Genomic DNA, 20,075 nt, shown 5'->3' with positions numbered 1-20,075 from the left:
CGACTTAGTTCTGAACTACCTTTGAAGTATGAGTCTGGCCCAAGCCACCTTTTCCGAGCTCCTCCAGAAGCCGAAGGACACCGTCGCCAAGATGGACCGGGCGCCCAGGCACGGCATCCGGCTCACCCGGCGCGGCGATGAGGACCTCTACTTGACCACCGCCGCCAGGGCCGAACAGGCCGTTGAGATCGTCGACTCCACGACCCGGATGTTCGTCGCCCTGATGCGCAGCGAGCCGAAGGTGGTCGAGCTGCTCACCAAGGTCTTCCCGGAGGCTTTCCCATGGGTCCGCTTCCTGCCGGCTGAGGCGGTGCGAGAGTTCCTCGTCGAACTGGTCGATACCGCCAAGGCCAGCACGGCGCTGGGGATGATCGACCCCATCGCGACCGTGATAGCGGCCTGGAAGCACACGGCCGAGGCGTATTCGGACTCCGAGCTGTTCGCCGCGCTCACCACCGACACCGGGGAAGACTACGGACCGGTGTCTCCTCCTGGGATGGCAGACGAGTGACGACGAAGCGGGGGGCGGGTGGCTCCGCCTCCCGGCGACGGCGAGTTCGACGTGCGAGCCGCCAGTGCCGAAGCTGGGAAGGGCTGGGACGACCTGTGTCAGCAGGCCCGCAGCAATGCGCTCGCGGCCTGGAAGACGATGCGGACCAATCCGAGTCCGGTGGTGCAGACGCCGCGCCACAGTCGACTGAAGTACAAGCTCGCGACCGGCACCCATCGGGGCAAGGCCTACCCGCAGTGGCAGATCGAGGTCACCGGCGGCGGCCGCATCTGGTACCTGGTGGATGAGGTGAACAGGGTCTGCTGGATCGTTCGAGCCTCGATGGGACATCCCAAGGAGACCGAGTGATTCCCAGCGGGACGGAATCGAGCCCGCCAGATGTGGGCGGCCCGCCCGGCGAGTGCATGCTCTGCCGGGCGGGCCGCGGTTCGGGGGTCGGGCGGGTCAGGCGGGGCGGCGGACCTCGATGACGCGGAAGCGGTTGGCCACGAAGGCGGCGTCGGTGTAGGCGGCGTTGGCGGCCGGGTTGGCGCCGGTGCCGTGGAGGTCGGAGAAGGCGGCGGTCTGGTTGGGGTAGACCCCGCCGGTCAGGTTGAGGGAGAGGCAGACGCCGCTGTCCAGGCAGGCCTGGATCAGGGCGTGCTCGACCTCGGGGGAGGTGGTGTAGCCGGTGGCGGTCATCGCGCCCTGCTCGGTGACGGTCTGGCGCAGCAGGTCGACGGCGTCGGTGGTGGACTCGGTGGCCACCGCGAAGTAGATCGGGCCGAAGCACTCGGTGAGGAAGTGCGAACGGTCGTCCGGCTTGTGCGCCTCGACCTTGACCAGGGCGGGGGTGCGGACCGTGGCGCCGGGGAACTCGGGGTGCTCGATCACCCGGGGGGCCAGCGCCAGGTCGCCGTACTCGCCGCCGGCCGCCGCCGCGCTGCGCTGCAGCACGGCCGGGTTGACCACGGCGCCGAGGATCGCGGTGGCCCGGGCGTCGTCGCCGAGCAGGCCCTCGATGGCGCGGGCCAGGTCGGCCACCACCTCGTCGTAGGACTTGGGGCCCTGGTCGGTGGTGATGCCGGCGCGCGGGATGAGCAGGTTCTGCGGGGTGGTGCACATCTGGCCGGTGTAGAGGGAGAGGGCGAAGGAGAGGTTGTTCAGCATCCCCTTGTAGTCGTCGGTGGAGTCGATGACGACGGTGTTGACGCCGGCCTTCTCGGTGTAGACGAGCGCCTGCTTGGCGTTCTCCTCCAGCCAGTCGCCGAACTCGGTGGAGCCGGTGTAGTCGATGATCCGCACGTCGGGGTGGACGGCGAGGGTCTTGGCGATGCCCTGCCCGTCCCGCTCGACGGCCAGCATGACCACGTCGGGGTCGAAGCCGGCCTCGGTCAGCACCTCGCGGGCGATCCGCACGGTCAGCGCCAGCGGCAGCACGGCGCGCGGGTGCGGCTTGACCACCACGGGGTTGCCGGTGGCCAGCGAGGCGAACAGGCCGGGGTAGCCGTTCCAGGTCGGGAAGGTGTTGCAGCCGATCACCAGCGCGGTGCCGCGCGGCACGGTGATGAAGTCCTTGCTGAGCTTCAGCGGGTCGCGCTTGCCCTGCGGCTTGGTCCAGGAGGCCGTGCCGGGCAGCTTGGCCTGCTCGGCGTAGGCGTAGGCGACGGCCTCCAGGCCGCGGTCCTGGGCGTGCGGGCCGCCGGCCTGGAACGCCATCGCATAGGCCTGGCCGGTGGTGTGCATCACGGCCTGGGCCATCTCGTGCGAGCGCGCGTTGATCCGGGCCAGGATCTCCAGGCAGACCGCCGCGCGGGCGGCCGGCGAGGCGGCGGCCCAGTCGGGGCGGGCGGCCGCGGCGGCGGTGAGCAGGGCGTCCACGTCGGCGCGCGGGTAGCCGATGTTCAGCTCGATGCCGTACGGCGAGACCTCGGAGCCGGCCGTCTCACCGGACTCCGGGTGGCCGGGCAGCGCGAAGGGGGCGCCGAGCAGCGCCTCGAAGGCGGCCTTGCCGTCGGCGGCGCCGGTCTCGCCGTAAGCCTTCAGGATCTCCGGGTACGGGGACCAGTAGTCCCGCTCGGCGAGCGCTGTCAGCGCCCGGGAGAGGGTGTCCTGGTGACGCTCGATCAGTTCGTCGACGGGGGCCATGCGGCGCTCCTCGGAAGACAGGTAGGGGCTGACGCTTCTCAGCGTAACCGAACGATCGGTCGGCTCAACAGCCCCCGCGCCGCATCGGTCCGTGCGGCGTGGATACTCGGAGCATGGCCGAGAACCCCACCCGCACCACCTACACCGTCGACTCGCTGCTCGCGGTCACCGTGCAGGTCTTCAACGACCGCGGCTACGACGGCACTTCGATGGAGGACCTGTCGCGGGCGGCCGGGATCTCCAAGTCCTCGATCTACCACCACGTGCGCGGCAAGGAGGAGCTGCTGCGGCTCGCGGTGGGCCGGGCGCTGGACGGGCTGTTCGGCATCCTGGACGAGCCGGAGTCCGGGCAGGGCCACCCGGTGGACCGGCTGGAGCACGTGGTGCGGCGCACGGCCGAGGTGCTGCTCACCGAGCTGCCGTACGTGACCCTGCTGCTGCGGGTGCGCGGCAACACCGAGACCGAGCTGTGGGCGCTGGAGCGGCGGCGGGACTTCGACCACCGGGTGGCCGAGCTGCTCAGGGACGCGGTGGCGGCCGGCGAGCTGCGGGCGGACGTGGAGCCGAGGCTGGCCACCCGGCTGCTCTTCGGCATGATCAACTCGATCGTGGAGTGGTACCGCCCGGACCACGGCGGCACCGACGGCATCGCGGATGCCGTGGTCCGGCTGGCGTTCGACGGCCTGCGGGCCTGACGGCCGTAGCGAAGCCGTGCGGGCCTGAGGGCCGTAGCGAGGCCGTGCGGGCCTGAGGGCCGTAGCGAAGCGGTGCAGGCCTGAGCGAAGCCCCGCGGGCCTGAGGCCCCGAGGCGGCAGGGTCAGGCCGGGGGCACCCGGTCGGTCTCCTCGAAGACCAGCAGGGTCTGGGTGGAGAGCACGTCGGGGATCGACTGGATGCTGTTCAGCACCAGCTCCCGCAGCTCCCGGTTGTCGGCCGTGTGCACCAGCAGCAGCACGTCGAACTCCCCGCCGACCAGCGCGATGTGCGCGACCCCCGGCAGGTCGAGCAGCCGCTCCCGCACGCTGCGCCAGGAGTTCTGCACGATCTTCAGGGTGACGTAGGCGCACGCGCTCAGCCCGGCCCGTTCGTGGTCGACCCGTGCGGTGAAGCCGCGGATCACCCCGTCCTCCATCATCCGGGCGATCCTGGCGTAGGCGTTGGCCCGGGAGACGTGCACCCGCTCGGCCACCGAGCGCACCGAGGCCCGGCCGTCCTGCTGGAGCAGCCGCAGGATCGAGCGGTCCACCCGGTCCAGGCCGCGTTCGACCGCCGGTGACGTGCTGACCGCCGGCGGCGCGCCGACCAGCGGCCCGCCGGCCGGCGACGGCGCGGGCAGCACCGGTCTGGCGCCACTCGGTCCGACCATTTGTTCAGTGCTCATGTCCCCCAGCTCTCCGATGATGGACGTGCTGCTTTCAGCAGACTGCCGAGCGGGCCGATTGTCCAGCACCTTCACCGTGCTGTGGCCACAATGAAAAGACAACCGAACAATCGGTTGGGAGGCAATCCCCCGCTGCTGCCCTGCTGCCCTCCCCACCCTTTGGAGGTGCCCGATGACCATGCTCGAACACCGGCCGACCTCGCCGGTGCCCGGTTGGCTCCCCGGTGCGACCGCACCGCGGACCGATCCCGCGCCCCTCCTGCCGGACCCGTCGCCGGTCCGGATGCTCGACACCGACGAGCTCAAGGACCAGGATCCGGCCCTGCTGCTGGACCTCTACCGGCGACTGGTGGTGGGCCGCCGCTACAACCAGCAGGCCACCACCCTGACCAAGCAGGGCCGCCTCGCGGTCTACCCGTCCTCGACCGGCCAGGAGGCCTGCGAGGTGGCGGCCGCCATGGTGCTGCGGCCGGGCGACTGGCTGTTCCCCAGCTACCGGGACACCCTGGCGGTGGTCGGCCGCGGCGTCGACCCGCTGGAGGCGCTGACCCTGCTGCGCGGCAACGCGCACACCGGCTACGACCCGCGCGCCACCCGCACCGCGCCGCTGTGCACCCCGCTGGCCACCCAGGCGCCGCACGCGGTCGGCCTGGCGCACGCGGCCCGGCTGGCCGGCGACCCGGTGGTGGCGCTGGCCATGATGGGCGACGGCGGCACCAGCGAGGGCGACTTCCACGAGGCGCTGAACTTCGCGGCCGTGCTGAACGCCCCGGTGGTCTTCCTGGTGCAGAACAACGGCTACGCCATCTCGGTGCCGCTGACCCAGCAGTCCGCCGCGCCGACCTTGGCGCACAAGGCGGTCGGCTACGGCATGCGCGGCCGCCTGGTGGATGGCAACGACGTGGTCGCGGTGCACCAGGTGCTGGCCGAGGCGATGGAGCAGGCCCGCACCGGCGGCGGCCCGACCCTGGTGGAGGCGCTGACCTACCGCCTGGACGCCCACACCAACGCCGACGACGCCACCCGCTACCGCGGCTCGGACGAGGTGGCGGCCTGGCAGGAGCACGATCCGCTGCTGCTGATGGAGCGCCGGCTGCGCGCCATGGACCTGCTGGACGACGCGACCGCGGCCGAGGCCAGTGAGGCGGCCGAGACCCTGGCGGCCCGGATGCGCGCCGAGTTCCACGCCGAGCCGGTGCTCGACCCGATGTCCCTCTTCCAGCATGTCTACGCCCACCCCACCCCGCAACTCCTGGAGCAGCAGCACCAGTTGGCGGCCGAGCTGGCCGCGGAGGCCGACCGGTGACAACCATGACCCCGACCCGTACCGTCACCATGGCCCAGGCTCTCAACACCGCGCTGCGCGACGCGATGCGCGAGGACGCCTCGGTCCATCTGCTCGGCGAGGACGTCGGCCGGCTCGGCGGCGTGTTCCGGATCACCGACGGACTGGCGGCCGAGTTCGGCGAGCAGCGCTGCCTGGACACCCCGCTGGCCGAGGCCGGCATCCTGGGCACCGCGATCGGGATGGCCATGTACGGCCTGCGTCCGGTGGTGGAGATGCAGTTCGACGCGTTCGCCTACCCGGCGATGGAGCAACTGGTCTCGCACGTCGCCAAGATGCGCAACCGCACGGCCGGCAAGCTGCCGCTGCCGATCACCGTGCGGATCCCCTACGGCGGCGGCATCGGCGGGGTGGAGCACCACAGCGACTCCTCCGAGGCGTACTACGCCGCCACCCCCGGCCTGCACGTGGTCACCCCGGCCACCGCCGCGGACGCCTACGGCCTGCTGCGCGCCTCGATCGCCTCCGACGACCCGGTGGTCTTCCTGGAGCCCAAGCGGCTCTACTGGTCCAAGGCCGACCTGGACACCACCAGTGCGGTGGAGCCGATCGGCCGGGCGGTGCTGCGCCGGCCGGGCCGCTCGGCGGTGCTGATCACCTACGGCCCGTCGCTGCCGGTCTGCCTGGAGGCGGCCGAGGCGGCGGTCGCGGAGGGCTGGGACCTGGCGGTGCTGGACCTGCGCTCGCTGGTGCCGTTCGACGACGCCACGGTGGAGAACGTGGTCCGCTCGGTGGGCCGGGCCGTGGTGGTGCACGAGTCCACCGGATTCGGCGGCACGGGTGCGGAGATCGCGGCCCGGGTCTCCGAGCGCTGCTTCCACCACCTGGCGGCGCCGGTGCTGCGGGTCACCGGGTTCGACATCCCGTATCCGCCGCCGATGCTGGAGCACCATCATCTGCCGGGCGTGGACCGGATCCTGGACGCGGTCGCCAAGCTGCAGTGGGAGGACTGACCGTGAATCCGATCGTGCGCGAGTTCACGCTGCCCGACCTGGGCGAGGGACTGACCGGTGCCGAGGTGGTGCGCTGGATGGTCGAGGTCGGCGAGGTGATCGCCGTCGACCAGCCGGTGGTGGAGGTGGAGACCGCCAAGGCGGTGGTCGAGGTGCCCTGCCCGTACGGCGGGGTGGTGACCGCGCGGTTCGGCGAGGTCGGCGAGGAGCGCGCGGTCGGGCAGCCGCTGGTCACGGTGGCGGTGTCGCCGGAGCCGGGCACCGAGGTGCCGCAGGTCGCCGCTGCGGCCGAGACGCCGGCGGAGCGGCCGCTGGTGGGGTACGGCGTGGCGGAGGGCGGCAAGGGTGCGCGCCGCCGCCGGGTGGGGGTGTCGGGTGCAACGGCGGCCGTTGCGCCTGCGCCAGTGGCTGTCGCGCCTACACCGGTGGCCACCGCTCCCGCCGTGGTCGCCGTGATCTCCCCGCTGGTGCGCCGGCTGGCCCGCGAGCACGGCATCGAGCTGGCCGCGGTGACCGGCACCGGCCCGGACGGTCTGATCATGCGCGCCGATGTGGAGCGCGCGATCCAGGCCGGGCAGGCCCCGGCCGCCACTGCCCCCGCGGTCGCCGTGGCCCAGGCCGGCGATGAGGTGATCCCGCTGCGCGGCCTGCGCCGCACGGTGGCCGAGAAGCTCACCCGCAGCCACCACGAGATCCCCGCCGCCACCTGCTGGGTGGACGCCGACGCGACCGAACTGCTCGCCGTCCGCGCCCAGATGAACCAGGGCGATGCCCCCAAGGTGAGCCTGCTGGCCCTGCTGGGCCGGATCTGCGTGGCCGCCCTGGCCCGCTACCCGGAGCTCAACGCCAGCGTGGACCTGGACGAGCAGGGCCGCGCGGTGGCGCTGCGCCGGCACTCCGCGGTGCACCTGGGCTTCGCGGCGCAGAGCGACCGCGGCCTGGTGGTGCCGGTGGTGCGCGACGCCCAGCAGCTCAGCACCGAGCAACTCGGCGCCGAGCTGGGCCGGTTGACCGCCGCCGCGCGAGCCGGCTCGCTCACCCCGGCCGAGCTGACCGGTGGCACCTTCACGCTGAACAACTACGGCGTCTTCGGTGTCGACGGCTCCACGCCGATCATCAACCACCCGGAGGCGGCGATGCTCGGCATCGGCCGGATCGTCGCCAAACCGTGGGTCCACGAGGGTGAGTTGACGGTGCGTCACGTCACACAGCTGTCGTTCACCTTCGACCACCGGGTCTGCGACGGCGGTACCTCGGGCGGATTCCTGCGGTTCGTCGCGGACTGCGTTGAGCGGCCGGGGATGCTGCTGCGGCAGCTCTGAGCGGGGGCCGGAGGTACGGATGCAAGGCTGCGGCGGTGCTTCATGTGACCGCCGCAGCCGAACTGAGCGGGGCGCCTGTCATACCCGGCGCGTGGCGTTCGAAGGGTGCTCACCGCCATTCCCGTCGCAAGCAGCCCCGACTTCGACAGCACCGCGGAGCCTGCCGTGCCGGCCACATCCGTTGGTCGGCACCCGAGGGGCGTGCCGACCATCGGATGGTGCCCGTGCTGACGAGCTGGCACTTGGGCTCGCTCGCCCTCCCGGCGGGTGCCGGTGAGCGCCTGCAGGGGTGGACGGGTCAGGGCTGGTAGCGCTGGGCGATGGTCGTGATCGAGCCGGTCTTGTTGACGGTGATCACGTACTGGCTACGACATGAGGCCGGGTACTGAACGGCGCCAGGGTTGGTCTTGCAGGCGTGAACGCGCTGCAGGAGGTCGGTCACACTGACCTGCTGCTGGTGGACGCGATTGAGCAAGAAGGCCTTGGCACCGGGTGCGAAGGTGAACTTCCTGGGCTTCCCCACCGGAATGAACTGGCCGTCGTCATCGCCGCAGGTGTACTTGGTGTTCTCGGCGATCAGCGACTTGCCGGAAGCACTCACGTCGATGGCCTGCAAGACCCGCAGGTGGTACGGGTTGCCCCCGCAGTCGGCCGCCGACGGCGCCGCCGACGCGGCGGTGGCGCCGAACGCGGTCAAGGTGAGAGCTGCACTGGCCACACCGGCGGCGACGAAGCCAAAGTGACGAGACATCAAAAATACTCCTTGCAAAAGGATTCAAAGCGTCCACGGCGGATCGCCTCACTTCCCTAGGACGTCGCGAACGGCGCCTCGCGTTGCACTCCGCGGGGCGAGCCGGGAGTGCCTTCCCGGGGCAGCGCAAGCGGTTCGTCGGGATCCGCGGCAGCGAAAACTCGCACCGGGAAGGTCAACGCACCATCATCAGCGGCGAGTTGGATCGGCGGCGTTGATGGTTCCGGAGGCACAGGACCGGGCGCGGAGCCCGGCACCGGGACCGGCAAGTTCTCAGGTGAGGGAGGGAACGGGTGCCGTTCACGCCCGGATCCGACAGGATTCCGTCCGCCATCGCCATGGTGTCGGCGGGGGCGTCCCTGGTGCCGGGCTCACCGGCGGATGCTCGTGAGGCGCTGGCCGAGCCGTGCGGCCAGGTCCTGGAGCAGGTGGTCGGCCTGTTGGCGGGTGAGGGCGAGGGCGAGGTGTTCGCCGGGGCCGACGTGGATGTCGAGGTCGACGGCGGCGCGCAGTTGGATGGCGGTGTCGGGCGCGGACTCGACGTCGAGGTGGGCGACGGTGGTCCGCTCGACGTGGGTCGGGCCGGTGCCGAGCAGGATCACTACTCCCACGGGCTGCCCTTCGCTTCCGCGTTGGTGATGAGCGCGAGGAGGTTGAGCAGGGTGCTGACCGGGGCGTTGCCGAAGTTGACCAGCACGTGGCCGTTGACCGTGCCATTGGTCCGGGCGGATCCCCAGAGCAAGCCCAACCTGTTGCCGCGCTCCTGGAGTTGGCGGATCAGCTCGGTGATCTGGGCCTCGGTGTACTCGTGCGTGGCGGGGTCGGAGGGCGCGATCGGCCCTCGGCGGGCGATCACGCGGCCGAGTCCAGCTCGAACCAGATGCGCTTGCCCCCGCGCTTGTGCGGGGCGACACCGAACCGGTGGGTGAGCGAGCGGACCAGGTGGAGGCCCCGGCCGGACAGCTCGTAGGGGTCGGCGTTGCGGGTGCGCTGGTCGGGGAGAGTGGGGCTGTCATCGGCGACGGAGACCCGGAGCGTGCGGAGGGCCTGGTCGGCGAGGAGCATGACGACCACGACGGGCGCGGGGCTGCCGCCGTGCTTCCAGGCGTTGACGAAGAGCTCGTGCAGGGCGAGTTCGGCGTCGTGGATGAGGTCGTCGGACCAGTCGGCAGTGGCGAGCAGGTCGCGCAGCTCCTGGCGGGCGGCGGACCAGTCGGGCGGTTCGGGGGACTTGGCGGATCCGGCGGATCCGGCGGATTCGGGCATGCCGGGGCAGGAGTTCATGGGAATCTCCGTGAGGCTGTGGTGGTGATGGTGCGGTGATCGGCGGAATGCGTCGCCGTGAGCCAGGCCAGGGCGGGACTGGTTGAGGTCGCGTGTGGCTGCTCTGCGGTGCGGGGGCAGCAGGCGCCTACTGCCCAGGTGACAGGCGTTACTGACGATCCGTCGGATCGGTATGGCAACGACGATAGCGCGCATCCATGGAAAATTTTCCATGGATGCGAGATGTTCACCCTCACGTGTCAGCGCTCATGCCCGACGTGGACCGGTACGCAGCCGACGCGGCAGACTGGGATCACCCTGACGTGAAAGGAACCCATGGCTCGCACAAACCCAACACTGCGTCAGCGTCGCCTGGGTGCGGAGCTGCGAAGGATGCGTGAGCAAGCCGGCTTCGGCGGCAGCGAGCTTGGCCGCGCGGTCGGGATGAATCCTGCTCAGGTGACGCAGATGGAGTCGGGGAAGATCGGCATCAGCGTGGAGCGGCTCCGGACGATCGCCGCGACCTGCATGTGCGTCAACGAGCCCCTCATCGACGCACTCGCCGAGATCATCACCGAGCGAGGCAAGAGCGGTTGGTGGGAGGAGTACCGCGATGTCCTCGCGACGGACTTCCTTGAGGTGGCGGAGCTCGAGGGCAGCGCGCGGACGTTGACCGGCTACACCACGTCCTTCATCCCCGGCCTGCTCCAGACCGGTTCCTACTCCTCCGCGCTGTTCGCCCAGACCTACCCGCCACTGCCGCACCATGAGATCGACCTCAGGACGGCCTTTCGCATGCAACGTCAGCGCGTGGTGCGATCCGGGGCGAAGCCCTATACGGTATTCGTCCATGAAGCGGCCCTGCACATGCAGTTCGGCGGGCCGAAGGTCCTGACAGAACAGCTCGCGGCGCTCGTCATAGACTCCGAGCTTCCGAACGTCTCTCTTCGAGTGGTGCCGTTCAGCGCCGGTGTGGTCCCGAGCCCAAGCGAGAACTTCACCTTGGCGGCAGGGCCGATCCCGGAGCTGGACACCGCGCAGATGGACACTGGCCACGGGAACCAATACTTCGATGCCCCAGCCCACCTTGCGAGGTTCCGTGCCCTCGTCTCACAGATGAATGGTACGGCTCTCTCGGAGGATGACGCACGGGAGTTGATCCGGTCCGTGAAAGAACAGATGGAGCACAAGAATGGCTAGCTCGGGATGGCAGAAGTCCAGCTACTCCGCCGCGAACGACAACTGTGTCGAAGTCCGCACCGCTGACGGCCTGGTCGAACTCCGCGAGTCCGACGAGGGCGACATCATCGTCCGCACCACCCCGGTCAAGTTCGCCAAGTTCCTCCAGGGCGTCAAGGCCGGCGAGTTCGACCACTTCGCCGACCCCGCCAGCTGACACACCGATGGCCGCCCGGCACGCGCAGGAGACCCAGCGTGCCGGGCGAACCGGGCCAGTGTGGGGGTCAGCCGATGACGTTGCCAGGGTCATCCAGCCAGACGCACTGTTGCCCGTCGGCGCGCACCGTCACGCCGAAGCGGGTCAGTTCGGGCATGCCCCGCTCTGTCCACCACAGCCGGGCCGACTCCACTTCGTCCCACAGCCTTCGGGGGCCGATCTGGTAGACCGTGTCCGGCTCTTCCCACCGGGCGTACCTGATGGAGGCCCAAGAGCCGGCACCATCGGAGAGCTGCATTCGGGCCGTCCCCGCCGGGTCTTCTTCGTCCCAGGTGTGTGCGTACCGCACTCCCGGTAGCCGCAGACCGATGCCGAACGCCGCGTGCACGTTCTCGATGGCGAGATCGGGATCCATCTCCGACGGGCCTCGATACTCTGGTGCGCCCTCCGGACGGGTGACCCGATGTGGGCGCTGAGCCCGCATCCACATGAAGTTCACGTTCTCAACGAACCGCCCGTGTGACGGCTCGCCGGGCTCGCCAACCTCCAGGCGCAGCAAACCGGCGTTGGCGTACATGGTGCCCCACGGGGTGACAATGGTTCCGCCGGGCCGGGTCTGAGCCACCCACGCGGGCGGGACCTGATGCACAGCGGCAGTGGAGTGAATCGCGTCGTACGGTGCCGACTTGTCCCAGCCGGCCAGGCCGTCAGCCACTACGGCCGTGGGGAAGAGTGCCTGCGCATTCAGCGCGAACTGGGCCTGTGCGGCTATCGCCCGGTCCACCTCGACTGTGGTCACGCTGTCTCCGCCGAGGCGTGCGGCGAGAAGCCCCGCCGTCCAGCCGGTACCGGTGCCGATGTCCAACACCTTGTCACCCGGGGAGATGTCGAGCTGACGGAGCATCGTGGCCACCAGGGACGGCAGGGATGCCGAAGACGTTGCCACCCCGGGTCCGTCTTCGATCCCGTCGTCCAACTGTGTGACGACAACTGAGTTGGTGTTGGCCATGCCCTCCCAGCGCTCCGGGTCGGCCGCCCGGTCAAGGCGGAGGTGACCGTTGGGACTGCCCGTTGCCCGGACCCACACCCTGTCGGGGATGAACGCAGAGCGCGGGGCGCGCTCGAACGCACCCCGCCACTCCTCGCCCAGGTGACCCGACTTGCTCAGCTCGTCGAGCAACTGCGCGTACCTACCCATCAGTTGCCTACCCACTCACTTCTTGTTCGGGTCGGTCTCGGGCCCGGGGACGGGCCGGGTCCACTGACCGTCCTGCTCCTGCGGGGACGGGTTCTGGTCGCCCTGCTCTCCGCCCTGGCCATCGCCGTGCTTGCCCACTGCGAACTCCTTCGTAAGACGGTGCTGGTCACCTGCTTGGTGGATACCAAGGTCCGACAGTCGCCCGGGACGATGGAACCTCGTGCAAAGGACCCTTCGGGACGTCCCTCGTGCGGTAGAACGTCCCTGGCAGAGTGCCGGTGTCGATGGGGAGACAGTCGCGATGCCGAACGAGAGACTGAAAAGCATTATGGTGTCGGGTGGTTGGACGTACACCGCCCTGGCAGAGAAGGCCGGCGTGGACACCAAGTCGGTTGAACGATGGGCCAACCAGAACAGGACACCCCGGTTGGCGGCAGCCCGGCTGGCTGCCGAAGCGCTGGGAGAAGACATGTTCGCACTGTGGCCGAGCCTGCGACGGCCCAGCGCCGCACGAGTGATGAGCCCCGAAATGGTGGCGCAGTACGAGCGGCGGGCCGACGTGCCGGTGTCCGCCTTCGTGGACTTGCTCGGCAAGGCTGTTGAGCGCATCGACGTCCTGGTCTATGCGGCGGTCTTCCTGCACGAGGCGTATCCCCGACTCAACGACCTGCTTCGGGAGCGTGCTGCGGGCGGTTGTGCCGTCCGGATCGCACTTGGCGATCCCGACAGCGAGAATGTCAGGCAGCGCGGGCAGGAGGAGAAGTTCGGCCACGGCATCGAGTCCCGGTGCAGGCTCGCCCTCATGCACTACCGCCCGCTGCTGGGCACGCCGGGCGTCGAGCTCCGGACCCATGGATCCACGCTCTACAACAGCCCCTACCGGGCAGACGACCAGGTGCTGGTGAACGCGCATGTCTGGGGGCTCAACGCCTACGGCGCCCCGGTTTGGCACCTTCAGCGGACCGGGGCGGGGACACTGTTCGACACCTATGCCGCGAGCTTCGACGCGGTGTGGAGTACCGCCCGACCTGTTGAGGAGAACTGACCACGTGCCACGGACCGAGTACTACGACGATCCCGACGCACCCAGGCCGAACCGGCTGGTGGTGGCGGCATCCGCCGTGGTGACGGATGACGAAGGGCGCATCCTGCTCCAGCGGCGTACCGACAACGGCCTGTACGCACTGCCCGGCGGGACGATGGACCTCGGCGAGTCCCTTCCGGGTACGGCTGTTCGGGAGGTCCGCGAGGAAACCGGCCTTGAGGTCGAGATCACCGGATTGGTCGGCACGTACACCGACCCCCGACACGTCATCGCCTACTCGGACGGCGAGGTTCGGCAGCAGTTCAACGTCTGCTTCACCGCGCGCGTCATTGGTGGGGAACTCCGGATCTCCAACGAGTCCACCGATCTCAAGTTCGTAGCCCCCGGCGACATCGGAGACCTGCCGGTGCACCACACCCAGCAGCTCCGGCTCCGGCATTTCCTGGAGCACCGGGCAACTCCGTACCTGGGATAGACGGCTCGGTCCCCACGACCCCGCAGCCGGAACCCGAGCGCCCCACCATCTCCTCACCGTCAGGCCAACTTGCAGTCCTCGCGCGGCTTGGCCGTTCGTCACACAGCGGCAGCGGTGCGCTCGGCGCGGGCGCGCAGGATTTCGGCGGTGGCGGCGTCGGCGGGCAGGAAGGCCTCCAGGTGGAGTTCGGCCAGCGAGACGTCGACGGCGGTGGCGATTGACGTCAGCGTGGTGATCAGGCGCAGCTCGCCGTCCCCGGTGCGCAGGCGCAGCGGGACAGCGAACCCGACGTAGTCGGGGCCCGGCGCGGTCGTCGGTAGGTAGCCCTCCAACTCGGCGATCAGGTCGTCGAGGTCGGGGTCGGGACTGAGCTGGGCACGGACCCGCAGTGCCTCGGTGATGTGGCGGCCCCAGTCAGGGAGGTTGACCACTCGGCGGGCCATCCCGTCCGGATGCAGGGCCAGGCGGCGCACGTTCACCGGCTCGCGCAGCAGTTCCGGTGGGACGCCTTCGAGGAACAGGGCGAAGGCGGCGTTCGTCTCGATCACCCGGCCGAGCGCGTCCACGATCAGCGCCGGATACGGCAGGTGGCCGTCGAGTACGCTGCGCAGCGCTGACCGCGTCGGCGCCAGGTGCGGTGCGTCCCAGTCGGACTCCGCGTACACGGGGGCGTAACCCGCAGCCAGCAGCAGCGCGTTGCGCTCCCGCAGCGACAGCCCCAGCGACTCGGCCAGCCGCAGGACCACGGTGCGCCCGGGCCGGGACCGGCCCTGTTCGAGGTAGCTCACATAGCGCTGCGTGGTGTCCGCACGGATCGCCAGATCCAGCTGGCTGAGCCGGCGGGTGCCCCGCCAGCGGCGCAGTTCCCGGGCGAACAGCCCTGGTTCCGTCACAGTCGTCATTGTGTCAATGATCAACGTCGCCCGGGCAGTTCGCCATTCCCCGCAGGGAATCGCGTGGCCGCCGGCCGCGCCGCAGACTCCTCGGCATGAGCCACGAACTCCACGACACCGAACTGAAGCAGCTGATCGACCGCTGGATCGCCCAGTGGAACGAGCCCGACGCGGACCAGCGCCGGTGCCTGATCCGCGAGGTCTGGGCCGAGGGCGGCCACCAGGTGCTGGTCAACCCGCCCGAGGGCATCCGCGACACCGCTGCGGCGTACGGCCTCCCGTTCCCGGCCGTCGAGGTCCGCGGCTACGACGCCATGTACCAGCGGGTCACCCGCGCCTACGAGATGTTCATCGCCCCCGGTGAGTACGTGTTCGAGCAGGCGGGGGAGGTGGTCCGGCACGCGGGCGCGGCGGTGGCGCTGACCTGGGTGATGCGCTCGCGGCGGGACGGGAGCGTGGCCGGCTCCGGCCTCGAAGTGCTGACCTTCGCCGCCGACGGGCGGGTCCGTTCCGACCACGAGTACGTCGCGTGAGCGAGCGAAGCGAGCTCATCATCAAGAAGTGCGCGTGCGCGAAGCGCTCGCCGAGCGCTAGCGAGGTGGGCGCATGAGCGCGGGCGGGTCGATGAACTCCGTCGCCTACCACCTGGACCCGCTGCCGTCGCAGCTCTTCGGCCTGGCAGCACGGCCGCGGCTGGTCCCGGAACCCGGCCCGGACCAGGTCCTGGTCCGGGTGCGGGCGGCCTCGCTGAACCGCCGGGACCTGATGCTGATGGACGGGACCTACCCGGTCCCCACCGAACCCGGGGTCGTCCCACTCTCCGACGGCGTCGGCGAGGTGATCGGGGTGGGTGCGAACGTGACCCGGGTCGCGGTCGGCGACCGGGTCACCTCGACTTACTTCCTGCACTGGATCGACGGGCCGCAGCGGCTGTCCCTGGTGCAGGAGCAGTTCGGGGCCAACCACGACGGCTGGCTGGCCGAGCACCTGGTGATGCACCAGGACTCGGCGGTCCGGGTGCCCGAGCACCTCACCGATCCCGAAGCGGCGAGCCTGACCTGCGCCGGCCTCGCCGCGTGGGCGGCGCTGACCAGGCCGCTGCCGGTCGAATCGGGCGCCACCGTGGTGACCGTCGGCACCGGTACCGTCGCGCTGTCCGCAGTGCAGTTCGCCCGCATCCACGGGGCCCGGGTCATCTCGGTGACGTCCAGTCCGGAGAAGGCGAAACGGCTGCGGGAGTTGGGTGCCGACGAGACTATCGACCGGACCGGGACGCCCGACTGGGAGCGGGCGGTGCTGGACCTCACCGACGGCGAGGGCGCCGAGCACATCGTCGACGCGGTCGGCCTGAACACCCTGCCGAAGTCGGTCGCCGCCGGCGCCTACAACGCCCAGGTCACCCTGATCGGCGCCTTCCCCGGTGGGGAGCCGGTCACCAATCCGTTCGCCGGCCAGTACCTGTCGATCCGCCGGATCGCGGTCGGCAGCCGCACCGAGTTCGAGGCGATGAACCGGGCGATCGCCGCACACGGCACCCGCCCGGTGATCGACCGGGTCTTCGGGTTCGACGAAGCCGCCGACGCCTACCGGTACTTCCGGGACGGCAGGCCCTTCGGCAAGGTGGTCATCCAGCGCTGACCGCGCGCGGGGCCGTGCCCGCCACGGCAGCGGTTCGTCATCGGGTCAACCGTCGTTGTCAGCCGCTCGATCGGATGACCAGCGCCCACCCGCCCGCGCGAAAGGGGCGACCTTAGCGCGCGGGACGGGCGTTCGTCCGGGGTTTGAGCGATTTGTCGGATCAGCTTTCCGGCCGGTGCCACGCTACCCACGGCGTTGCTGGGACGACCGGAGGCGAAACGATTCTCTTGAGTACGCGTCAGGTAGCAGGGAAGTCGCTCGCCGCGCTGCTGGTCCGGTCCGCCCGGGGCTCGGCGGCGGCCACGGCGGTGCCGGGGCTGGCCGGGGCGGACGGCGGGGTGCAGGGTGCCCCGGGGGTGCCGAGGCTGGTGGTGCCGCCCAAGCCCGTTGAGCCGCCACGGGTGCCGCCGCCACCGGCGGAAACGATTCGGCCCGAGCCGGCCCCCGCAACCCCCGAGCCCGAGCGCCCCGCCATCGAGCCGCTGTTCGCCTGGGCGCCCGGCCTCAACTGGGCGGGGCCCGGCGACCATTGGGCCCAGGCCTGGGACGCCGAGCAGCACCCCGTCCCCGACCCGGCCCCGCTGACCGCGCCGATCCCGGGCAGCGCCGCCGACCTCCCGCCCACCCCGCGCGACCTGGAGCTGATCGCCGCCACCCTGGCCGCGGTCGAACCGGTCGCCGACCGCGCGACCGCGCACTTCTACGCGCTGCTCTTCCTGCACTATCCGCAGCTGCGCTCGCTCTTCCCGGCCGCTATGGACGTGCAGCGCGACCGGCTGTTCCGCGCCCTGCTCCTGGCGGCCCGCGGTGTCGGCGACCCGGTCGCGCTGACCGCCCAGCTGGGCGCCCTGGGCCGCGGCCACCGCAAGTACGGCACCCTGGCCGCCCACTACGGCCCGGTCGGCGAGTGCCTACTGGCGGCGCTGGCCAGGTACGCGGGCGGCCGCTGGGACGCCGAGGCCGAGCTCGCCTGGCGCCGGGCCTACCGGATGGTCTCCCAGATCATGATCGACGCCGCCGAGCAGGCGGCCCGCACCGCACCGCCCTGGTGGCAGGGCGAGGTGGTCTCGCACCAGGTGCGCGGCCGGGACGTCGCGGTCCTCACCGTCCGCCCCGACCAGCCGTACCCGTACCGGGCCGGCCAGTACGCCACTCTGGAGACCCCGTGGTGGCCCCGGGTCTGGCGGAACTACTCGTTCGCCACCGCGCCGCGCCCCGACGGCCTGCTGACCTTCCACGTGCGGGCGGTGCAGGCCGGCTGGGTGAGCAACGCCCTGCTGCGCCGGGCGCGCCCCGGCGATGTGCTGCGGCTCGGCCCGCCCGCGGGCCGGATGGTGCTGGACCACGCGGATCCGACTCCGCTGCTGTGCGTGGGCGGCGGCACCGGGATCGCGCCGATCTCCGCGCTGGTCGAGGACGTCGCCGAGCACGGTTCGGCCGGCCGCACCGTCCAGGTGCTCTACGGCGCCCGCCGCGCCGATGACCTCTACCAGCTCGAAGCCATGCGCCAACTGGAGCGCCGGCACCCGTGGTTGGCGGTCCGCCCGGTGCTCTCCGAGCCGGGCGGCACGGCGGGGGAGCCGGGCGGGCTGCTCAGCGATGTGGCTGCGCAGCTCGGTCCTTGGGACGGCCACCGCGCCTTCCTGGCCGGCCCGGCGGCGATGGTGCGCCGGGCGGTGGCGGCGCTGGCCCGCTCGGGGGTCCACCCGGAGCTGATCCGGCACGACCTGCCCGAGGAGTAGGGGCGGCCGTGCGGCGGCTCACAAGTCGGGTGCCAGCAGGGCCCGGACGCCCTCGATGTTGGCGGCGAGATAGGCCCGCAACGAGGGCGGGACCAGGTTGACCGCGGTGACGCCCTCCCGGGTGAACGGCAGCCGGACGATCTCGTACTCGCCGCGCGGCTCGTCGACCTCCGGTCCGTGCCGCCGGGCCGGGTCCAGGCTCACCAGCCGGCAGACGAAGAAGTGCTGCACCTTGACCCCGTGCGGGTGTGCCAGGGTGCCGTCCTCGTGGTGGGAGTGCGCGACGGTGTCGACGAAGGCCGGTACCGCGTCGGCCACCTTGCCGCCGAGTTCCTCGTCCACCTCGCGGTGCAGCGCCTCGGTGACGGTGCGGTCCTCGGGCTCCACGCCGCCGCCGGGGGTGATCCAGTACGGATCGCAGCCGGGCCTGGTCCGCTTGATCACGATCAGCGCGGCGGCGCCGTGCCGCGGGTCGTCGCCGGGAAGGTCCAGCAGGATCGCGCGGGCGGTGCGCTTGACCACCGGCCGCGGCTGCGGCGTCGGCCCGGTGGGCGTCGCAGTCCCTGGTGTTCCCGGCGTGATCCCTGGAGCCACCGACCTCACCTCCGCGAGCGTTGTGCGGGAGCATCCCGCAGCTCAGCACGGTCGAAACTCGCACACATGGACGAAATGGAGTGGTGGCTTCCGGCGCGGTCCCAGGCCGGGTGAATCGGAACGTCTGTACCGATACGGGCACTTTGGAGCGAGAGGGGTACTGGCGCATGCAGAGCACAGTCCAGGGACAGGTCGTGATGAGCCTGGTGGTCTCCAACGAGCTGTCCTTCCGCCTGGTGGCCGACCTGGAGTATGCCGCGGCCGACCCGTACGCGGTCCGGCTCACCTTCCACCTGCCCGGGGACGCCCCGGTGAGCTGGGTGTTCGGCAGGGAGCTGCTGGTCGACGGGCTCAGCGGGCCCAGCGGTGAGGGGGATGTGCGGGTGCGGCCGCTGGAGGGCCCGGGCGGGGTGCCGGAGATCGCCATCCTGCTGCGGGCACCGGGGGGCGACGCGCTGCTGCGCTGCGCGGGGCCGCCGCTGGTCGCCTTCCTGGACCGGGCCGGCCGCCTGGTGCCGGTCGGCGAGGAGCCGACCGCGGCCTCGCTGGACGCCGCGCTGGCCGCGATCCTCAGCCGGGGCTTCGAGAACCAGGGCTGACAGTGAGGATCCCGCACGCACGGCGGCCCGCCTCCCCGCGCTTCGGGCAGGGAGGCGGGCCGCACCGGCGCGCGGGCGCTCAGTCCCGTTCGTCGCCCAGCGCCAGGTGCAGGCCCCAGGCGACCAGGCTGATGATCAGCGAGCCGAACAGCGCCGGCAGGAAGCCGTTCACATGGAAGTCCAGCTTCAGCCGGTCGGAGGCGAACGAGGTCAGCCAGAGCATCAGCGCGTTGATCACGAAGGTGATCAGGCCGAGCGTGAGGATGAACAGCGGGAACGAGAAGAACTTCACCAGCGGCTTGATCAACCAGTTCACCACCCCGAAGATCAGCGCCACGGCGATCACGGTCAGCGCCTGCTTGCCCCAGGAGCCGCCGGACAGGGCTATCCCCTTGACCAACCAGGCGGCCACCCAGATGGCGACGGCGTTGACCAGTGTCTTCAGAACGAAGTGCTTCATGCTCCCGCATGGTGGCAGGCTCGGGCGGTCGACGGAAGCATCTGGCAGGAAGCAGGGCGATGAAGGTTTTCCGACTGGATCAGCTGGACGCGGAGCGGGCCGCCGAACAGGGCGCCTACCTGCGGTTCCTCAAGGAGCGCACGATGTCGGTGGGCCTGTACGCGCTGGCGCCGGGCGAGGCCGACACGCAGAGCGCCCACCAGCAGGACGAGCTCTACCAGGTGGTCAGCGGGCGGGCGTACCTCACCGTGGGCGACGAGACGGAGACGGTCGGTCGGGGCAGCGTGGTCTTCGTCCCGGCCGGGGTGCCGCACCGGTTCCACCACGTCACCGAGGAGCTGCGGGTGCTGGTGGTCTTCTCGCCGCCGGAGCCGTGAGGCCG

The 20,075-nt window shown here is 70.9% G+C and carries 26 protein-coding genes; 15 read left to right on the top strand and 11 right to left on the bottom strand.

The features are described from left to right. Positions 1-28: 28 nt before the first annotated feature. Complete coding sequence (locus P3T35_RS17985) at positions 29-511, top strand: hypothetical protein (RefSeq protein WP_101380630.1); 483 nt, start codon at positions 29-31, stop codon at positions 509-511. Positions 512-529: 18 nt separating this feature from the next. Beyond that, positions 530-859: a hypothetical protein gene (locus P3T35_RS17980; protein WP_101380629.1), complete on the top strand. Its 330-nt coding sequence runs from the start codon at positions 530-532 to the stop codon at positions 857-859. A gap of 96 nt (positions 860-955) precedes the next feature. Here the strand turns inward: P3T35_RS17980 and paaN are convergent, their stop codons facing one another. Continuing rightward, on the bottom strand, positions 956-2,638 hold the full coding sequence (gene paaN, locus P3T35_RS17975; RefSeq protein ID WP_101380628.1) for a phenylacetic acid degradation protein PaaN: 1,683 nt from the start codon (positions 2,636-2,638) through the stop codon (positions 956-958). A 113-nt stretch (positions 2,639-2,751) separates the two neighbouring features. Between paaN and P3T35_RS17970 the strand changes: the two genes are divergently transcribed. Beyond that, complete coding sequence (locus P3T35_RS17970) at positions 2,752-3,333, top strand: TetR/AcrR family transcriptional regulator (protein WP_101380627.1); 582 nt, start codon at positions 2,752-2,754, stop codon at positions 3,331-3,333. Positions 3,334-3,455: 122 nt separating this feature from the next. Here P3T35_RS17970 and P3T35_RS17965 read toward each other — a convergent pair whose 3' ends face one another. After that, the gene (locus tag P3T35_RS17965) at positions 3,456-4,019 is read right to left on the bottom strand and encodes an Lrp/AsnC family transcriptional regulator (RefSeq protein WP_101380626.1); all 564 of its coding nucleotides are present in this window, start codon (positions 4,017-4,019) and stop codon (positions 3,456-3,458) included. 178 nt (positions 4,020-4,197) lie between these two features. On the opposite strand from P3T35_RS17965, the gene pdhA reads away from it, so the two are divergent. From pdhA to P3T35_RS17950, 3 genes are read left to right on the top strand one after another with little or no spacing between them, the layout of a single operon-like run. Further along, entirely contained in the window at positions 4,198-5,325 is a 1,128-nt protein-coding gene (gene pdhA, locus P3T35_RS17960) for a pyruvate dehydrogenase (acetyl-transferring) E1 component subunit alpha (protein ID WP_280706787.1), read from the top strand. Between the two features lie 5 nt (positions 5,326-5,330). After that, entirely contained in the window at positions 5,331-6,317 is a 987-nt protein-coding gene (locus P3T35_RS17955; protein WP_101380624.1) for an alpha-ketoacid dehydrogenase subunit beta, read from the top strand. Between the two features lie 2 nt (positions 6,318-6,319). Then, positions 6,320-7,639 (top strand): dihydrolipoamide acetyltransferase family protein, encoded by a 1,320-nt coding sequence (locus tag P3T35_RS17950; protein ID WP_280706705.1) that lies wholly within the window; start codon positions 6,320-6,322, stop codon positions 7,637-7,639. Positions 7,640-7,937: 298 nt separating this feature from the next. On the opposite strand, the gene P3T35_RS17945 is transcribed toward P3T35_RS17950, so the two are convergent. The 4 genes from P3T35_RS17945 to P3T35_RS17930 form a co-directional block, all read right to left on the bottom strand. Then, positions 7,938-8,390, bottom strand: coding sequence for a hypothetical protein (locus P3T35_RS17945; RefSeq protein ID WP_101380623.1), 453 nt, complete (start codon positions 8,388-8,390; stop codon positions 7,938-7,940). A gap of 371 nt (positions 8,391-8,761) precedes the next feature. Beyond that, the gene (locus P3T35_RS17940; protein ID WP_143676821.1) at positions 8,762-9,001 is read right to left on the bottom strand and encodes a hypothetical protein; all 240 of its coding nucleotides are present in this window, start codon (positions 8,999-9,001) and stop codon (positions 8,762-8,764) included. Further along, positions 8,992-9,246, bottom strand: a complete 255-nt coding sequence (locus tag P3T35_RS17935) for a hypothetical protein (protein ID WP_101380621.1) — start codon at positions 9,244-9,246, stop codon at positions 8,992-8,994. The genes P3T35_RS17940 and P3T35_RS17935 overlap by 10 nt, the downstream gene beginning before the upstream one ends. After that, on the bottom strand, positions 9,243-9,674 hold the full coding sequence (locus tag P3T35_RS17930; RefSeq protein WP_180356472.1) for an ATP-binding protein: 432 nt from the start codon (positions 9,672-9,674) through the stop codon (positions 9,243-9,245). Before P3T35_RS17930 ends, P3T35_RS17935 begins: the two co-directional genes overlap by 4 nt. Before the next feature lie 315 nt (positions 9,675-9,989). Between P3T35_RS17930 and P3T35_RS17925 the strand changes: the two genes are divergently transcribed. Beyond that, the gene (locus P3T35_RS17925; RefSeq protein ID WP_101380619.1) at positions 9,990-10,853 is read left to right on the top strand and encodes a helix-turn-helix transcriptional regulator; all 864 of its coding nucleotides are present in this window, start codon (positions 9,990-9,992) and stop codon (positions 10,851-10,853) included. Beyond that, a complete protein-coding gene (locus P3T35_RS17920; RefSeq protein ID WP_101380618.1) occupies positions 10,846-11,049 on the top strand; it encodes a DUF397 domain-containing protein in 204 nt (67 codons plus the stop codon). Before P3T35_RS17925 ends, P3T35_RS17920 begins: the two co-directional genes overlap by 8 nt. A gap of 67 nt (positions 11,050-11,116) precedes the next feature. Here P3T35_RS17920 and P3T35_RS17915 read toward each other — a convergent pair whose 3' ends face one another. Both P3T35_RS17915 and P3T35_RS17910 read right to left on the bottom strand, forming a co-directional pair. Beyond that, positions 11,117-12,229, bottom strand: coding sequence for a methyltransferase domain-containing protein (locus P3T35_RS17915; RefSeq protein ID WP_180356470.1), 1,113 nt, complete (start codon positions 12,227-12,229; stop codon positions 11,117-11,119). A gap of 33 nt (positions 12,230-12,262) precedes the next feature. Continuing rightward, positions 12,263-12,385 (bottom strand): hypothetical protein, encoded by a 123-nt coding sequence (locus P3T35_RS17910; protein WP_280706688.1) that lies wholly within the window; start codon positions 12,383-12,385, stop codon positions 12,263-12,265. 163 nt (positions 12,386-12,548) lie between these two features. Here P3T35_RS17910 and P3T35_RS17905 point away from each other — a divergent pair, with 163 nt between their 5' ends. Both P3T35_RS17905 and P3T35_RS17900 read left to right on the top strand, forming a co-directional pair. Beyond that, positions 12,549-13,292, top strand: coding sequence for a helix-turn-helix domain-containing protein (locus P3T35_RS17905; protein WP_101380616.1), 744 nt, complete (start codon positions 12,549-12,551; stop codon positions 13,290-13,292). Between the two features lie 4 nt (positions 13,293-13,296). After that, positions 13,297-13,767, top strand: coding sequence for an NUDIX domain-containing protein (locus tag P3T35_RS17900; RefSeq protein ID WP_101380615.1), 471 nt, complete (start codon positions 13,297-13,299; stop codon positions 13,765-13,767). A gap of 98 nt (positions 13,768-13,865) precedes the next feature. On the opposite strand, the gene P3T35_RS17895 is transcribed toward P3T35_RS17900, so the two are convergent. After that, positions 13,866-14,669, bottom strand: coding sequence for a helix-turn-helix transcriptional regulator (locus P3T35_RS17895; protein ID WP_101380614.1), 804 nt, complete (start codon positions 14,667-14,669; stop codon positions 13,866-13,868). A gap of 86 nt (positions 14,670-14,755) precedes the next feature. On the opposite strand from P3T35_RS17895, the gene P3T35_RS17890 reads away from it, so the two are divergent. The 3 genes from P3T35_RS17890 to P3T35_RS17880 all read left to right on the top strand — a co-directional run bounded on the left by P3T35_RS17890 (position 14,756) and on the right by P3T35_RS17880 (position 18,040). Next, positions 14,756-15,193: a hypothetical protein gene (locus P3T35_RS17890; RefSeq protein ID WP_101380613.1), complete on the top strand. Its 438-nt coding sequence runs from the start codon at positions 14,756-14,758 to the stop codon at positions 15,191-15,193. A gap of 73 nt (positions 15,194-15,266) precedes the next feature. Continuing rightward, on the top strand, positions 15,267-16,298 hold the full coding sequence (locus P3T35_RS17885) for an NAD(P)-dependent alcohol dehydrogenase (RefSeq protein WP_280706683.1): 1,032 nt from the start codon (positions 15,267-15,269) through the stop codon (positions 16,296-16,298). A gap of 227 nt (positions 16,299-16,525) precedes the next feature. Continuing rightward, positions 16,526-18,040, top strand: coding sequence for a globin domain-containing protein (locus P3T35_RS17880; RefSeq protein WP_280706681.1), 1,515 nt, complete (start codon positions 16,526-16,528; stop codon positions 18,038-18,040). A gap of 18 nt (positions 18,041-18,058) precedes the next feature. Here P3T35_RS17880 and P3T35_RS17875 read toward each other — a convergent pair whose 3' ends face one another. Beyond that, positions 18,059-18,622: an NUDIX hydrolase gene (locus P3T35_RS17875; protein ID WP_101385042.1), complete on the bottom strand. Its 564-nt coding sequence runs from the start codon at positions 18,620-18,622 to the stop codon at positions 18,059-18,061. A 179-nt stretch (positions 18,623-18,801) separates the two neighbouring features. Between P3T35_RS17875 and P3T35_RS17870 the strand changes: the two genes are divergently transcribed. Then, positions 18,802-19,233 (top strand): SsgA family sporulation/cell division regulator, encoded by a 432-nt coding sequence (locus P3T35_RS17870; protein ID WP_101380611.1) that lies wholly within the window; start codon positions 18,802-18,804, stop codon positions 19,231-19,233. Positions 19,234-19,312: 79 nt separating this feature from the next. Here the strand turns inward: P3T35_RS17870 and P3T35_RS17865 are convergent, their stop codons facing one another. Beyond that, positions 19,313-19,693 (bottom strand): phage holin family protein, encoded by a 381-nt coding sequence (locus P3T35_RS17865; protein WP_101380610.1) that lies wholly within the window; start codon positions 19,691-19,693, stop codon positions 19,313-19,315. A 59-nt stretch (positions 19,694-19,752) separates the two neighbouring features. On the opposite strand from P3T35_RS17865, the gene P3T35_RS17860 reads away from it, so the two are divergent. After that, complete coding sequence (locus tag P3T35_RS17860; RefSeq protein ID WP_101380609.1) at positions 19,753-20,070, top strand: cupin domain-containing protein; 318 nt, start codon at positions 19,753-19,755, stop codon at positions 20,068-20,070. The last annotated feature ends 5 nt before the right edge of the window (positions 20,071-20,075 follow it).

Origin of the sequence: Kitasatospora sp. GP30 (assembly GCF_029892145.1) — a bacterium.
Lineage (GTDB): Bacteria > Actinomycetota > Actinomycetes > Streptomycetales > Streptomycetaceae > Kitasatospora > Kitasatospora acidiphila.
This window is presented reverse-complemented; position numbering and strand designations above follow the sequence as displayed.

Bases quoted from the DNA above. Each gene is read 5' to 3' on its own strand.
- P3T35_RS17930 (WP_180356472.1), bottom strand. From the start codon at position 9,674: ATGAACTCCTGCCCCGGCATGCCCGAATCCGCCGGATCCGCCGGATCC.
- P3T35_RS17970 (WP_101380627.1), top strand. From the start codon at position 2,752: ATGGCCGAGAACCCCACCCGCACCACCTACACCGTCGACTCGCTGCTC.
- P3T35_RS17985 (WP_101380630.1), top strand. From the start codon at position 29: ATGAGTCTGGCCCAAGCCACCTTTTCCGAGCTCCTCCAGAAGCCGAAG.
- P3T35_RS17865 (WP_101380610.1), bottom strand. From the start codon at position 19,693: ATGAAGCACTTCGTTCTGAAGACACTGGTCAACGCCGTCGCCATCTGG.
- P3T35_RS17860 (WP_101380609.1), top strand. From the start codon at position 19,753: ATGAAGGTTTTCCGACTGGATCAGCTGGACGCGGAGCGGGCCGCCGAA.
- P3T35_RS17965 (WP_101380626.1), bottom strand. From the start codon at position 4,019: ATGAGCACTGAACAAATGGTCGGACCGAGTGGCGCCAGACCGGTGCTG.
- P3T35_RS17895 (WP_101380614.1), bottom strand. From the start codon at position 14,669: ATGACGACTGTGACGGAACCAGGGCTGTTCGCCCGGGAACTGCGCCGC.
- P3T35_RS17955 (WP_101380624.1), top strand. From the start codon at position 5,331: ATGACCCCGACCCGTACCGTCACCATGGCCCAGGCTCTCAACACCGCG.
- P3T35_RS17905 (WP_101380616.1), top strand. From the start codon at position 12,549: ATGCCGAACGAGAGACTGAAAAGCATTATGGTGTCGGGTGGTTGGACG.
- P3T35_RS17920 (WP_101380618.1), top strand. From the start codon at position 10,846: ATGGCTAGCTCGGGATGGCAGAAGTCCAGCTACTCCGCCGCGAACGAC.
- paaN (WP_101380628.1), bottom strand. From the start codon at position 2,638: ATGGCCCCCGTCGACGAACTGATCGAGCGTCACCAGGACACCCTCTCC.
- P3T35_RS17890 (WP_101380613.1), top strand. From the start codon at position 14,756: ATGAGCCACGAACTCCACGACACCGAACTGAAGCAGCTGATCGACCGC.
- P3T35_RS17885 (WP_280706683.1), top strand. From the start codon at position 15,267: ATGAGCGCGGGCGGGTCGATGAACTCCGTCGCCTACCACCTGGACCCG.
- P3T35_RS17870 (WP_101380611.1), top strand. From the start codon at position 18,802: ATGCAGAGCACAGTCCAGGGACAGGTCGTGATGAGCCTGGTGGTCTCC.
- P3T35_RS17945 (WP_101380623.1), bottom strand. From the start codon at position 8,390: ATGTCTCGTCACTTTGGCTTCGTCGCCGCCGGTGTGGCCAGTGCAGCT.
- P3T35_RS17925 (WP_101380619.1), top strand. From the start codon at position 9,990: ATGGCTCGCACAAACCCAACACTGCGTCAGCGTCGCCTGGGTGCGGAG.
- pdhA (WP_280706787.1), top strand. From the start codon at position 4,198: ATGCTCGAACACCGGCCGACCTCGCCGGTGCCCGGTTGGCTCCCCGGT.